This window comes from Thermogemmatispora onikobensis, assembly GCF_001748285.1.
In the GTDB taxonomy this organism is placed as follows: domain Bacteria; phylum Chloroflexota; class Ktedonobacteria; order Ktedonobacterales; family Ktedonobacteraceae; genus Thermogemmatispora; species Thermogemmatispora onikobensis.
Genome location: NZ_BDGT01000003.1, coordinates 49,843 through 63,526, shown reverse-complemented (window position 1 = coordinate 63,526; position 13,684 = coordinate 49,843). Strand labels below are relative to the sequence as shown.

Genomic DNA, 13,684 nt, shown 5'->3' with positions numbered 1-13,684 from the left:
TTTGCTGCCAGTCATTCGCTGCGAGTGGAGGGCAAAGGGTCATCCGAGGTAGTCGCTGCGCCTTGAATAGGGTCAATCGCAGGATAGGAGGCGCTCCACTGCTCGCGGGCGGTAGCTGGTCCAGCGACCAGTGCGGCAACAATGGCCACGGCGCTAAAGAGGAGCATTGTCCCGAAAGCGTCGCTGTAACTGGCCGTCTGGTCGAGCAAGAAACCGATCAGGGGTGGACCCATGATCAGCGTAGGCGAAGAGATCACGCTCACCAGGCTTTGGGCCACGCCTTTGCCAACGCTGCGCAGCGAAGCGGCCTCATTGAAGATGGCCGCGTAGGGAGCGCTAGAGCCAATCGCTGTCAAAGTGATGCCGATTCCGCTCAGCAGGGTGCTATGCCAGGGCAGTGCCAGGCAGATGACACCTCCCGAGCAGAGCAAGGCCATCAGACGCAGGAGGGTGATACTTCCCAGCCAGTGCCGCCCAAGGACCAGGCCCCCTAACGGACGGAAGAGCATGCCGCTCAGCAAGGCCAGCGAGCCACAGGTCGCTGCGAGCGTCAGCGGCAGGTGATCCAACTGCACCAGGTAGAGTGCGAGCCAGGTAGCGATGGCGTTCCCCAAACCGAAGGTCCCCATGTGGGCCAGTCCCAGACTCCAAACCGCTCTCGAACGTAGCCCGTCTCTGAGTCCTCCCTGGCGCAGCGGGCGCTGCTCCTCAACGTCCACCAGCAGCCAGATCACCGCGCCGAGCAGGCCCGGCAAGCCCCAGCAAAAGAAAGCACCGCGCCAGCCGAACAGCCGTGCAAGATAAGGACTCAGGAGCAGGCCCAGGCCCGCCCCGACCTGAGTTGAGCCGCCGTAGAGACCCTGGCCCAGGGCCGCCAGGCGACCAGTGCCTGCCGCCACGCTGGCGCCCGCCACGAAAGCCCCACCGATTCCCAACCCCGTCACGAGCCGCATCGCCAACAACCAGCCGAAGTGTGGAATCAAGGGAAACAACAAAGCCCCGCCGGTGGCCAGCAGCGTCGAGGCCAGCAGCACCGGACGAGCGCCGTAGCGATCGATCAGCACGCCTGCAGGCAAATAGGCCAGGGAAAGACCCAGGAAGAGGAGGGTTGAGAAGAGGCCGACCTCACCGGCGCTGATCTGTAGCGTGGCTCGCAGCTCGGGGATCAGCGGGCTATAATTCGTGTATTGCACTGTCAGAATCAGCAGCGTCAGACAGGCTGCAAAAATACGCCAGGGTGCACTGCGTCGTGTTTCAAATGAGAAAAAGTGCATCAAGAACCCTTCCTTGCTAACCAGACTGGAGCAAGCACGAGCAGTCATGACCAGACTTGCGGATCACGGAGCGAAGCCGCAGCCTGGCGACGCGGTCCCGGAGAGGCCGCCGCTGGCGATTGTCGCCTGGACCATCTCCCTGCTCCACGCAGAAAAAGGATGCCAGCCAGAGAGCGGGGCGTCAAGTGCCTGGCAGCCGGGGTCATATGCGGGCAGAAGAGGGCATAGAGAGTCAAGACTTGACAGATGTGCAGAGGAGCGGGTACAGTCTTGCTATAAGCACGGGCAGAGGGAGAGGCAATGTAGTGTGCCGCCAGCGTTGGCAAGGCAGATCAGCTGGTCTCTCACCCGTGTCTGAGCCGTCAGCCAGACCGGAGGTCAGACCCAGGCCAAGAGAAGAGAGGGGGAGAAACCTCATGGAAATCGGCAAAGACTCAGGCGAAGTGGCCATGAGCGCCGCAGCGGCTGCGGAGCTTCCCATCCGTCGAGTGTCGCTCCTCGAACATATTAACATCAACGTCTTTTGGTTCGCCAACAACTTTCACTGGCAGGCGCTGCTGGCCATTGTCATCCCCAGCATGGTGGCCAAATTCCTGCCGGTCAGCCAGGAAGCCATCAACCTCACCACTGTTGTTCTTTGGGGGACCATTGTCGCCGTAATTGTCAATCCGCTGATCGGGGCCATCTCTGACTATGCCACCTTCCGCCTGGGGCGGCGGCGTCCCTTCATGATCATCGGCACCATCTTCAATATCGTCGTCCTGGTAGCTTTCGCCTTTGCCCCCGGCTGGGCCAGCTCGACGGCCTTGCTCGTCCTCTTTGCCGTCCTCTTCATTCTTCTCCAGATCACCAACAACGTCGCTAACTCTCCCTGGAGCGCTATCATTGCTGACAAAGTTCCCCAGAGCCAGCGTGGCCTTGCTGCCGGCTTCAATGGACTTCTTTCGCTCCTGGGAACAGCCGTCGGCTCGCTGGTAGCTGGAGCCATTGTCAACAAGCACGATCCCCTTCCCGTTTACCGTCAAGAGATTGTTCAGATCTTCCTCCTTATTGCTGCTGTCCAGATCATCTTCGTTGCCTACACGGTTCTCACCGTCAAAGAAACGCCCCTCTCCCTGGTAGGTCAGGAGCGTTTCAGCTTCAGACGCTTCGTCAGACGCTTTCTCTTCAATCCCCTCCACTATCCTGACATGGCCTGGGTACTGCTCGCCAGGCTTCTTGTCATGATGGGGATCTGGACCGTCTACTACTTCCTGCAATACTACTTTGACAACGTTCTGGGAGGGCCCGGGGTACGGACCATTATCTACAATACCCCTTTCTCGGGTGAGTTCTTCAACGGACTCGTCTTTCAACCGGCGCTCTTGCTCACGGCTCTGTTGACCTCGATCGTCGGCGGTTGGGCCTCGGATCACTGGGGCCGTAAAGGACTGGTCTATCTTTCTGGGGCAATGATGGCCATTGTCTGTCTGGTCTTCATCTTCTTTCAGACCCAATATGGAGCTTTAATTGCGGGTCTCATCTTCGGTATCGGCTTCGGGGCCTACACGAGCGTCGACTGGGCCTTGACCACCGATGTGCTGCCACCAACCAACGAGGCCGGTAAATTTATGGGCTTCTGGTCAATGATGGGCATTCTCCCCCAGGTCATAGGGACGGCCATCGGCGGCGTCATCCTCCAGCTACTGCAGAGCCTGCCCAATCATCTCGGCTACACTGTCCTCTTTGCTGTGACCACGCTCTATTTTGCCATCGGCACCCTCGCCATCAAGCAGGTCCGGGGAGCGCGCTAGCAGAGCAGTCAACGCGGAGCAAACCCGCTCAAGGGGCAGTCCAGACAAGGCGAAAAGAGGCAAACAAGCGAACAAGAAGGCAGGATGGTGAGGGAAACAAGCCATTCTGGAAAAGAAAAACAGGTAGCCAGGTCAAGCGCTGAGGCGGGCCGAGCTGCTTGCTGCCCATTCTAGCGCTGAGCCAAAGCAATAACCAGGGCGGGTCGCTTCCAAACCAAAGTGACCCGCCCCAGGGACATTTCAGGCAGCAGCGCTGGACAACGCAACCCAGCGCGCTTGTGGGCAGGACAGCTACGCCTAGCGGCTCGACCCCTCGTAGATGCCCATCACGGTGCTCAGGAAGCGCAGGGCCTCCTCCTTGCGGCGCTGGAAAGAATTGCGACCAATGATCGAGCCGAAGCCGCCGCCATCGCGAATGGCGCGCACCTCCTCAAAGACCTGCTCGTCGGCAGCCGCCGGCCCGCCCGAGAAGATCACAATGCGCCGGCCATTAAAGGCGCTCTGGACGACATGGCGCACGCGATCAGCCAGGGTAGCGATCGGAATTTCATACTTCTGGTAAACCTTTTGCGCCTCCGGCTTTTCAATCTTCTCACTGGGGAGCTTCACCTTAATGATGTTTGCGCCGAGCTGGGCGGCGATATGCACGGCATAGGAGACCACATCGATGGCTGTCTCGCCCTCCTTGCTCAGGCCACTGCCGCGGGGATAGGACCAGACCACCACGGCCAGGCCGTGGTCCTTGGCCTGGCGAGTCAGCTCGCGCAGCTCCTCATACATCGTATCGCGGGCAGCCGAGCCGGGATAGATTGTAAAGCCGATCGCCGAGCAACCGAGGCGCAGAGCATCCTCGACGCTCGAAGTGAGAGCTGGCAGAGGATCGCGTGACTCGTAGAGCAGGTCGTGGTTATTGCACTTCAGAATGAGAGGGATCTCGCCAGCGAACTCTGCGGCGCCGGCCTCCAGGAAGCCCAGGGGGGCAGCGTAGGCATTGCAGCCAGACTCGATCGCCAGCTGGAAATGGTAGCGAGGATCATAGCCAGCCGGGTTCGGCGCGAAGCTCCGCGCAGGGCCATGCTCGAAGCCCTGATCGACTGGCAAGATCACCAGCTTCCCGGTTCCTCCCAGGCGGCCATGATTCAGAATACGGGCCAGGTTCGTTAAGACGCCGGGGTTCTCGCCGGCGTACCAGCTTAGAATCTCGCGAATGCGCTCGTTCATACGTGTTGCTCCTTCCTCCATCAACAGCGACAAATACGTTGGTAAACAGGATCTGTCAGCGTAGCTCAGCTAGAGAGAGTTCACAACCTTTATTGTACCACGGTTAGAACCGCAGCCCCGAGCGAGGCGGACAGTGGCGACCGCGCGAGTCGCTCGGCCAGGCTGTGGGCCCTGCTCCCCTACGAGTGGGCATGGCTCTGTGCCCACTCTGCATTGAGGCGACCGGTTGGCATGAGTCGAGCGGCGGCGCCCTCTAGCTGAGGGCCTCTTGAACGCCTGCCGACCTCATTACTTTACCAACGCTTCACCATATGTGCGACCTGCATGCCGCCACCTGGCGTAATCTCGTAACTGATGCGATCGGGATTGATATCCTCGATCCTGGGCACCTCGTTCGCGGGAACAATCGTATCGTGAGGGTGAACGATCTGCCAGACGCGGGCGATTGTTCCCGGCTCATAGGGGCGGTAGACGTAGCGGCGAGTACTGATTTTAGCGCGGCGAGCCTGGCTCTCGGCCTTGCCGAAGAGTTCTTTGGCCTGTTCATCCTCCAGGTAGGGATCAACTACCTCGAAGAGGCGTGGCGTGCGAGCCACGCGCGGCTCGCCGACATAGAGAAAGACCACCGGGCGCCCGTCGGCACTGTGGATTGCTGTACGGATCACATCCTCGTTATGAGGATTGTGGGCTGTCAGCACAGCCAGAATGGAGCCGTGGAGGTGGTCCTCAATTGTGGTTACTGGCACAGGCAGGCGGCCCATCAGGCGGTGGCTGCGGTAGTTATAGAAAGCTACCCCCATGCCCAGGAGAGCGACCGAGCCGCCGAAGGCCGTAGCCAGTGGCTTGGCCACCAGATTAATCGACCAGGCCAGTGTCACCAGGAAAGTGGTAATGATCCCCAGATAGAAATCGATGGTATACCAGAGGCCGCGCCAGCCCTCGTACGAGCGCTCGGAGCGCTCCACAATCTCGCCGTGAGTGGGGTGTCGTGGGGCCTGAAGCTCATGGTGGCCATTAAGGGCCAGGCCACTCTCGGAAGTGAGCGCCAGATCCGTCTCTGTAGGTGCATGACCATTCTGGCTGCTCGCGCGCAGCTCTGCCAGGGCGGCAGCGCGATTCTGCGCCGTGTGGCGCTCGCGCCAGCGAACGACATCCAGGCCGAGGCAGGTCAACGAGAAGGCTCCCAGCAGGCCAAAGGCGTACATATCGCCGAGCAAGTCCAGCTGGCCGTGAACCAACAACAAGACCAGGATTGGAACGCCGGTAGCCAGGGCGATCGAATAGTGAGGTGTGCCACGCAGGCGGTTCCGCTTCAGCACGAAGGAGGGCAAGAACTCCATGCGCGAAAGGGCCATGAAAACATGGTAAGCGCCGATAATCGCAGTATTACTCGCGAAGACCAGCAAAGCGCTAGCGCTGATTGCCACCTCACTCTGGAGCCAGATATTGCCCCAGTGGCCGGCCAGCAGCGAGACAAGCTGGCTATTCTTGAGGGGGTCAGCCGCCTCCTGAGGTTGCAGGAGCGTAGAGAAAGTTGTCAGCAGGGGGCTGGTGAGGCCGATCGTAACGACGACCACCAGCAGCGCCAGGCCGGCGACCCTTTTGCGTGGTGTCTTCATAACCGGCGACAGCTGAGAGATACTCTCCAGGCCCGAGAAAGCCAGAAAGGCCCCTCCGAAGCCGACCAGCAGCTTGACCGGGGTCACGGCGTTGCCCGCGAACATGCTTTCGAAGAGCTGGAGGGCCTCAGCGGGCGAGATATGGCTAAAGACCGTGACGAGAATGGCCAGATCGCTAACAAAGGCGATCAAGGCGCCGATCAAGCTCACCGTCGCACTTTCTGTGATGCCGATCCAGTTCAGAAAGCCCAAGAGGGCCAGCACGGCGATCGTGATCCAGAGAGCGTTAGGCCCCAGGGCTGGGAAGACAACGCTGAAATAAAAGATGCCTGAGAGACAGCTCAAAGCCGCCGTCAAGAAGTAGTCCACGAGAATGAACATACCGCCCAAGGCGCCGAACCAGGGATTCAGGGCGTGGGCTGCCACACTGACAACGCCGCCACCTTGGGGGAAACGCGCCGAGACCTCAGCGTACTTGAGGGTGAGCAGTACGAAGACGAACATTGTGAGGAGGACAAAGAACCCGGCCAGTTTCCCCACAGTAACGTAGAGGATGCCGGGTGTATAGTACACTGAGGTGCCGATGTCGGCGAAGACGACCGCCCAGCAAAGCAGGGGGCCGAGGCGGCCACGGCCTGGCTGATGCTCCTGCGACTGGTCTGTTGTTGTTGCCTGTGTCACCGATTCCTGCATTGTAGAGTCCTTAGCTGAGCTCAGAGGATCTTGGGGTGTGCCCCTCCCCTTTTTGGGTTAACCCAATAGGGGTAGGAACCTGAGCCGCCGCGTCGGTAGTTCCGGCTATAACTGTAACATGCAATCTTCACCCGGGGCAAGGGGAAAACGTCTCAGTCGGGGCCATTGGTCAAAGCGCAGCCATTGTTACTTCGCTGCCGCTCAACCGTTCTAAGCCAAAGAAATGTTTCTCGGGTAATCACGTTGTTTCACTGGTCGGACAGACCTGGTGACAGGCGCTCGCATCTGCCTGGTGGCGTGGCGGGAGAGGTGGCCGAAGCAGCGCCTGGACGAGGCAAGAGAGCGGCGGTTGTCTCAAACTGGGGCATGGAGGAGAGCGGGTCAAGTACAAATAAGGGGTATGGTCCGTCTCTATCTTGTCTGTCTCCAGCGTTCGCGGGCAGCGGTTGGTCGTGGCTGATCGGATCGTCAGGTCTGCAACTGGAGAGGAGAAACTGAATACTATGGCAGTAAGTGGCGATACCTTTGATCGTCTGCTAGAAGCAATCTATACCCAACAGCGTTTATTAGAAGAGCTTGAAAGAGAGAATCGCGAGCTGCGTCAGCAGCTGCAGGACCTGCGTGAGGGGCGAGGAATTTTTGTGGAGATTCTGGGGGTGCGCTATCCCCTGGCTGTCGTGGGTGCGGTAGAGCGGCAGGTCACCGCTCCTGCGCCGGCGGTTGCTGCGCAGCCTGAATACATGGCCATAATGCCGTCCTACCAGCAGGAACCAGAGTGGCAGGAAGAGCATTCTGAGGGACAGGGTCCACAAGGACTAACGCCGGCAGAGGAGCGTCCTGTGGAAATCACGCAGATCAGAGCCTCGATCGGCCCGCTGGAGGCCCAGCAGATGGCTCAATCCTTGCCCCTGGTCCAGGCTTCGCCCTTGGAGGGGCCACGCCTCTCCCCTTCTTATCTTGAAGAAATACTACTTGATGAGTTCGCTGCCGCAGCTACGGGGCCGCTGGGAGCATTTGCCAGCGCGGGTGCTGATCCCGGATCAACCGGGCCGCAGGGTGCGGAGCCTTCACGCGAGCACGAACCGGCTCCGGCGCAGGGCGGGCCGGCAGCTCCTACACCCACGGCTCTTGACGAAGAAAGCAAGGCAGCCCTCAGACGTGAGCTGATGGGCAGCTTCCTGCTGGACTAAGCGCCAGAGTGAGTCAGAAACCGCTGCTTTTCGCTGCTCCTGTGGAACACAATTGCTGCCTGTCCCTGGAAGGTGCAACCTCCTTCCTTCCTGGGACAGGCACTTTTGGCCGGCTACCGGGGCTGGCCCGTCTGGTCTCTTCCCCATTTCCGCGCTTGCTCGCCTTTGATCCCTACTCGCCGTCACTATGAGCGGACGGCCTGCCAATGCCGACCAGCTTGGGCAGTCGAGGCAGGCTAGGATAGCAGGCGAATCGTCGCGCTTGTGCTCTGCATGCCGCTACTGGACTGGCCCATGATCAGGGTAAATTGCTGATCCTTCTGAGGAACAGTAAAAGTGACGGTACCGCCCTGGTTGTTGGCTCCTTGGGAGAAGGCCACGGGCAGCGTACTATAGCTTGGGGCAATTCTGTCACCGTTGGCTGTCTGAAGACGGAGATAATCGTACGGGGAGCCGGGAATCGCCGTCTGGGCCAGCGTATTCTCAACTGTCAGCGTCAGAGTCAAGAAAACCTTGCCCTGTGGGGCCTGCTGGCCCTCAGTGCTCCAGGTCAGCGCAGCCCCGGTCACAGTCCAATTCAGCCCGAAGTACTGCAATTGCGTATGCAGCTTCACACTGCGGGGAGCGTAGCGTGAGAGATCCGGCTTCCTGGTCAGAGGAATATCCATCTGGGCCTCCTTGTCCGTACCCAGGCGCAGCATGAGCTTACTGAGGGGGATATTCTGCGGAGCTGCGAAGTCCAGCAGATTGTTGCGGCTCGCCTGGGGAGCGAGCGAGCCATTAGCGGTCACAAGCAGAGGGGCCTGCTCGCCTTTGCCGGGCACGAGCAGATGGGCAGACTGGTAAAGATTGTACACAATGGGGCTGGCCGTGGGATTCTCCTCGTGCAAGAAGACGCGCACCATCCCGTCTTCAGTAGCGTGTGGATCATCGGCAAAGGTCTGCGCCTGCTGAACGCGCTGGATGATGATGCGCGCGCTCGCATAAGTCACCGTAGTATCGAGCTGCAACGTCGTCACTGGTCCCTGGGCCTGACTGCGGAAGCCAGGGACAGAGACCCCGGCCAGGCCAGCAGCGACATAACCGAGGACAACGAGGACGACAAGGGCAAGCAGCACAGGGAGCAGCCAGCGTTGCCGGGGAAGCCGCCTGGCAAGCGGGCGCGCAGCCACAGCAGGCGTTGCCGGCGTCTGCTGTCCAGGTCTGGACTGCGACGGCTGGGCGATCTGGTAAGAGAAAGCCTCTTCCGCACTCAGGCCGCAGTGAGGGCAGAAGCGCTGGCCGGGTCTCGCCGGGGCGCCGCAGCGGGGGCAAGACCACAATGGCGAATCCTGCGCCATAACCAAAGACTCCTTGGGTGGGTACTCTCTCTGGGCTTGGCGTAGTGACAAAGGCAGGGGGGCTTCTTCTTCCCCTGGCCTCTTGCTACCATTCTAACATAACGCCTGGTAAGGGCGGCATACATCGGTCTTGCCCCCAGAGTCCCAGACCGGGGGGCCGAGTACAAGGGGCAAGCCTGGCGCCAGGCAGTCAGCGCCAGATACCAGAGAAAAGAGAGGGTCGCTACTGCGGAGAGAAGGTGATATAATGGTGAGGACTTTTGGAGACTCGGCCATAAGCTCAAGCTGAGGCAAACGAAGAGACAGCAGAACAGAGAAGAATCGGCAGGCTAGCGCGAAGAGACGTAAAGGTAAAGGGGTCAAGATCTGTGCCGGAGTTCAAAGTAGAAGCGCCATTCACACCAACCGGCGATCAACCGCAGGCCATAGCAGCGCTCGTCGAGGGCCTCAAAAAAGGCTACCACATGCAGACCCTGCTTGGAGTCACGGGCAGCGGCAAAACCTATACGGTTGCCAAGGTCATCGAGCAGGTGCAGCGCCCAACATTGGTGCTGGCCCCTAATAAGACCCTGGCGGCACAGCTCTACAGTGAGTTCAAGGAATTTTTTCCGAATAATGCAGTAGAATACTTTGTCTCTTACTATGACTACTATCAGCCAGAGGCCTACATTCCACGTACCGATACCTATGTTGAGAAAGAGAGTCTCCTCAATGAAGAGATAGAGAAGCTGCGTCTGTCAGCGACCAGGAGCCTTTTTGAGCGGCGCGATGTCCTGATTGTGGCCTCGGTCTCCTGCATCTACGGTCTGGGCAGCCCGGAAGAGTACGGTGAGGTAGTGCTTACGCTGCGTGTTGGAGAGGAGCGGCGGCGTGATAAGATCCTGCGCCACCTCACCGAGATTCAGTATGAGCGCAACGACACCAACTTTACGCGGGGGCGCTTCCGTGTCCGCGGCGACGTGCTAGAGATCTTTCCGGCCTATGAGGATGTGGCGGTACGGGTTGAGTTCTTTGGTGATGAGATTGAGCGCATGACTGAGATCGATCCGCTGACTGGGGAAGTACTGGGGAGACGGCAGCGTCTGGACATCTATCCAGCCAAGCACTGGGTCACGACGCGCGAGCGCCTCAACCGGGCCATCGAGTCGATTCAGGCCGAGCTGCAGGAGCGCCTGGCTGAACTGGAGGCCGAGGGGAAGCTGCTGGAGGCGGCCCGTCTGAAGCAGCGGACGAACTTCGACATCGAGATGCTGCGCGAGACCGGCATCTGCTCGGGCATCGAGAACTATTCGCGGCACCTGGCGGGACGGGCTCCGGGTGAGCCGCCCTGGACGCTGCTTGATTACATGCCCGATGACTTCCTGCTGGTGGTCGATGAGTCGCATATTGCCTTGCCCCAGGTGCGTGGCATGTACGAGGGCGATCGTGCGCGCAAGCAGGTGCTGGTTGACTACGGCTTCCGCCTACCCTCGGCGCTCGATAATCGCCCGCTGACCTTCGCCGAGTTTGAGCGCCAGATCAACCAGGCGATTTTCGTCTCAGCCACGCCTGGTTCCTATGAGTACGAGCACAGCGAGGCGATTGTCGAGCAGATCATTCGTCCGACGGGGCTGGTTGATCCTGAGATTGTTGTGCGCCCAACGCGGGGCCAGGTCGATGATCTGGTAGCTGAGATTCGCCGGCGGGTCGAGAAGGGGCAGCGCGCTCTGGTCACCACCCTGACCAAAAAGATGGCCGAGGATCTGGCTGACTACCTGCAGGAGCTGAACATCAAAGTCCATTATCTGCACTCCGAGATCGATACCATCGAGCGTGTCGACATTTTGCGCGATCTGCGCCTGGGGGTTTACGATGTGGTGGTGGGCATTAACCTCTTACGCGAGGGCCTGGATCTCCCAGAAGTCTCGCTTGTGGCGATCCTGGACGCAGATAAGGAGGGCTTCCTGCGCTCGGAAGGCTCACTTATTCAGATGATCGGTCGGGCCGCGCGCCATGTTGAGGGCACAGTCATCATGTACGCTGATACGATCACTGGCTCTATGCGGCGGGCCATTGATGAGACCAACCGCCGGCGTCGCTTACAGATGGCTTATAACGAGCAGCATGGGATAACCCCGCGAGGCATTAGGAAAGGGGTTAAGACGCTTTCTGAGCGCATCAAGGCGATGAGCGGTGCGGAAGCGGATGGGAGTCAGCAGGAGCAGGGAGCCTCTGTAGCGCTGGCTGGCATCCCCAAGGAGGAGGCCCTGCGCCTGATCAAGAATCTGGAGGCTCAGATGCGCGCCGCGGCCAGGCAGCTGGAGTTTGAAAAAGCTGCTGAGCTGCGTGATCAGATCATCGAGATTCGGCGCGCGATGGTTGAGTAAGCCAACCGCCTGTCAGGCTGTGAGCGGGACAAACGGACTGGCAGAGAGAGTAAAGGAGCGAGGCATATCCTGCTGCCCTCTCTTTGCCGGGTCCCAGTGTCTGGCTGGCAAAGAGCGAGTTATTTGCATGTATGCCTGCTTGAAAGCCAGGCTTGCCGGAGTCCGGCACCACTACCTACCCGACCAGGAAGGAAAGGATTGGCAATACGAGCAGCTATGGCCCAGCAGAGTCCACATTGTCGGCAACAGACCCAGCGCGGTCACCAGACAGTGGCCCAGGAATCCGGACAGTCTGAGCAATCTGAACAATCCGAGCAGTCAGAAGAACGTCTCTACCACTCCGATTGGTGGTGTGGCTCTCATCTGCCTCTTTATTGGTGGCGGCAGGTAAAGGCAGGCAGAGCAGTAGCAGGTGACCACCACGTCTCAGAAGCTGATCATATGGCGTGCTGGCAGGAGGCAGCACGTTTCTTTGTGGTGGCAAGCGTGGTGTGTGGCACGGACACATCGCAGCAGCAGCAGTGGCAGCAGTACATCCTCAGCAGAAGCGGTGCCATTCCTTGCCATGCACTCTCTCAGCCGCTGGAAACGGTGCTACAGGAGGGAACCGACGACCTCACGATCAAGATGCAGGTCTGGCTAGCTCAGAGAGTGCCCCAGCGGAGCCGGCGCGCCGTTAGCAAAGCCAGGCCCGCCTTAGCCTCTCTCTTGACTGAGATCACGCGGCGCCAGAGCCGTCCGGCCTTAAGGAGAGGGCTGCTGGCGCTCAAAGCGCGGTTCTTTGAGCAGGAGCCGAGCCTCATGCCGCTCCTGCTGGGTGGCTCGCGCAATAGGAAGCATGACTGGGAGAGGTTGCTCTCTATCGAGAGAGCTGCCTGGCGGATTGCCAGACCTGAGTGTGAGCGAGGCACAAGCGCAAAGATCACTCGCGCCCACGGAAGCAAGGTGGCCCCTTTACTGGCAACCTATCCAGGTAGCAGGGCCTGGTCCTCTCCGCACCAGCGTCTCCGCCCCCGATGTGCTGCGTGGCTGGCAGGAGCGAAGCGGATCACTCGTCGCCAGGCTTGTTGAGCGCTGGGGAGCGGTGGCTCTGGGCTTCTGCGCCCCGGTTGAACTGCTGCCATGCAGCGCCCGCCATTCCTCCCCAAATTGCTGAGCTGATCTCTTCCCGCTCGCTTGCTCTGGAGCAATATGTCTGCTCATGTCTCCCCGGCTGATCCCAGCTGAGGGGCTGTGCTGGCCAGTGATCGATCGAAGTGCGCTTGCTTGCAGATGGAGAGAAACTTAAGCTCAGCCGTAGTGATACTGTAACGATCGAGCTCGATTACTCGTTCAGATGAGGAGGCAGGCCAATGAAACGGCTCCCCTTAGTAATCATTCGGGAGCTGGATGCATTTCTGGTTCAACGCCGGCTCTGAGATCCCTCTCCTGGGAGAAGAGCGCCAACGGGCTGGGTGCGAGCGCAGCCGCCTTGTGGTTCCGTTGACCTGCTACCGTATAATATCACTTGTGCTCAAAACGGCACTTGAATTGATTGCAGCGAGTCGCTAACCTGGCAATCTGGGCCGAGTAAGGGTGAAGACTCGCAGATTTCATACTTTTGACGTCTACAGGAGGAGTAGCCCGATGCTTGTGCATTTAATGCTGGAGTTGTACGGCTGCAAACGGGAACTCTTGACCAGCGAGCCGCTGCTCAGGCGCGTGTTGGACGAATTCCCGGCGCGGGTGGGGATGGAGAAGGTGAGTCCGGTGCACCTCTATGATATCGAGACACCGAATCCGCTCGACTCTGGCATGTCCGGCTTTGTGATCATCGCCCAGAGCCATATTAGCCTGCATGCCTGGCCCGAGTACGGCGAGGTCGATATAGATATCTGTTCCTGCAAAGAGTTCAGCCAGGAAGACGCCATTGCCTATGCCAAAGAGATGTTCCAGACCGAGGACGTCGAGGTCCATTTTGTGGTCCGCGCCACGCGCTCGCTGCGCCCGGACACGCCCGACCCGGTGCGCTATGCTGAAGCAATGGCGGCCCGTCGTGCCAGGCAGGCTGCCCGAGATGAATCCAGGTTGACGACGGAGGTGTCCTAAAGGCAAGGACAAGAGGCCGGGGAGTGCTTCCGCGGCCTTCCGCTGCCAGACTCGTCCGGGCATTCATCCCGGCTGAGGAGCTATCTGCGACGAGTGGATA

General features: G+C 59.7%; 8 protein-coding genes. 4 read left to right on the top strand and 4 right to left on the bottom strand.

Annotation, left to right across the window (positions count from 1 at the left end; translation table 11 throughout):
* Positions 1-11 precede the first annotated feature (11 nt).
* The gene (locus BGC09_RS02330) at positions 12-1,274 is read right to left on the bottom strand and encodes an MFS transporter (RefSeq protein WP_069801704.1); all 1,263 of its coding nucleotides are present in this window, start codon (positions 1,272-1,274) and stop codon (positions 12-14) included.
* 416 nt (positions 1,275-1,690) lie between these two features.
* Here BGC09_RS02330 and BGC09_RS02325 point away from each other — a divergent pair, with 416 nt between their 5' ends.
* Positions 1,691-3,067, top strand: a complete 1,377-nt coding sequence (locus BGC09_RS02325) for an MFS transporter (RefSeq protein ID WP_069801702.1) — start codon at positions 1,691-1,693, stop codon at positions 3,065-3,067.
* Between the two features lie 297 nt (positions 3,068-3,364).
* On the opposite strand, the gene BGC09_RS02320 is transcribed toward BGC09_RS02325, so the two are convergent.
* Positions 3,365-4,288, bottom strand: a complete 924-nt coding sequence (locus BGC09_RS02320; RefSeq protein WP_069801700.1) for a class I fructose-bisphosphate aldolase — start codon at positions 4,286-4,288, stop codon at positions 3,365-3,367.
* Positions 4,289-4,581: 293 nt separating this feature from the next.
* Positions 4,582-6,600 (bottom strand): APC family permease, encoded by a 2,019-nt coding sequence (locus BGC09_RS02315; RefSeq protein WP_069801698.1) that lies wholly within the window; start codon positions 6,598-6,600, stop codon positions 4,582-4,584.
* A gap of 503 nt (positions 6,601-7,103) precedes the next feature.
* Between BGC09_RS02315 and BGC09_RS02310 the strand changes: the two genes are divergently transcribed.
* Positions 7,104-7,790 (top strand): hypothetical protein, encoded by a 687-nt coding sequence (locus tag BGC09_RS02310; RefSeq protein WP_069801696.1) that lies wholly within the window; start codon positions 7,104-7,106, stop codon positions 7,788-7,790.
* A 236-nt stretch (positions 7,791-8,026) separates the two neighbouring features.
* On the opposite strand, the gene BGC09_RS02305 is transcribed toward BGC09_RS02310, so the two are convergent.
* On the bottom strand, positions 8,027-9,130 hold the full coding sequence (locus BGC09_RS02305; protein ID WP_069801694.1) for a zinc ribbon domain-containing protein: 1,104 nt from the start codon (positions 9,128-9,130) through the stop codon (positions 8,027-8,029).
* A gap of 368 nt (positions 9,131-9,498) precedes the next feature.
* On the opposite strand from BGC09_RS02305, the gene uvrB reads away from it, so the two are divergent.
* Both uvrB and BGC09_RS02285 read left to right on the top strand, forming a co-directional pair.
* Positions 9,499-11,496 (top strand): excinuclease ABC subunit UvrB, encoded by a 1,998-nt coding sequence (gene uvrB / locus BGC09_RS02300; RefSeq protein ID WP_069801692.1) that lies wholly within the window; start codon positions 9,499-9,501, stop codon positions 11,494-11,496.
* Positions 11,497-13,122: 1,626 nt separating this feature from the next.
* Positions 13,123-13,584 carry an S-adenosylmethionine decarboxylase family protein gene (locus tag BGC09_RS02285; protein WP_069801687.1) on the top strand — a complete coding sequence of 154 codons (462 nt, stop codon included), beginning with the start codon at positions 13,123-13,125 and terminating at the stop codon, positions 13,582-13,584.
* Positions 13,585-13,684: the final 100 nt, after the last annotated feature.

What these genes read in the sequence shown, in the direction of transcription:
- BGC09_RS02325 (WP_069801702.1), top strand. Translation starts at nt 1,691, where the DNA reads ATGGAAATCGGCAAAGACTCAGGCGAAGTGGCCATGAGCGCCGCAGCG.
- BGC09_RS02310 (WP_069801696.1), top strand. Translation starts at nt 7,104, where the DNA reads ATGGCAGTAAGTGGCGATACCTTTGATCGTCTGCTAGAAGCAATCTAT.
- BGC09_RS02305 (WP_069801694.1), bottom strand. Translation starts at nt 9,130, where the DNA reads ATGGCGCAGGATTCGCCATTGTGGTCTTGCCCCCGCTGCGGCGCCCCG.
- BGC09_RS02330 (WP_069801704.1), bottom strand. Translation starts at nt 1,274, where the DNA reads ATGCACTTTTTCTCATTTGAAACACGACGCAGTGCACCCTGGCGTATT.
- BGC09_RS02320 (WP_069801700.1), bottom strand. Translation starts at nt 4,288, where the DNA reads ATGAACGAGCGCATTCGCGAGATTCTAAGCTGGTACGCCGGCGAGAAC.
- BGC09_RS02315 (WP_069801698.1), bottom strand. Translation starts at nt 6,600, where the DNA reads ATGCAGGAATCGGTGACACAGGCAACAACAACAGACCAGTCGCAGGAG.
- BGC09_RS02285 (WP_069801687.1), top strand. Translation starts at nt 13,123, where the DNA reads ATGCTTGTGCATTTAATGCTGGAGTTGTACGGCTGCAAACGGGAACTC.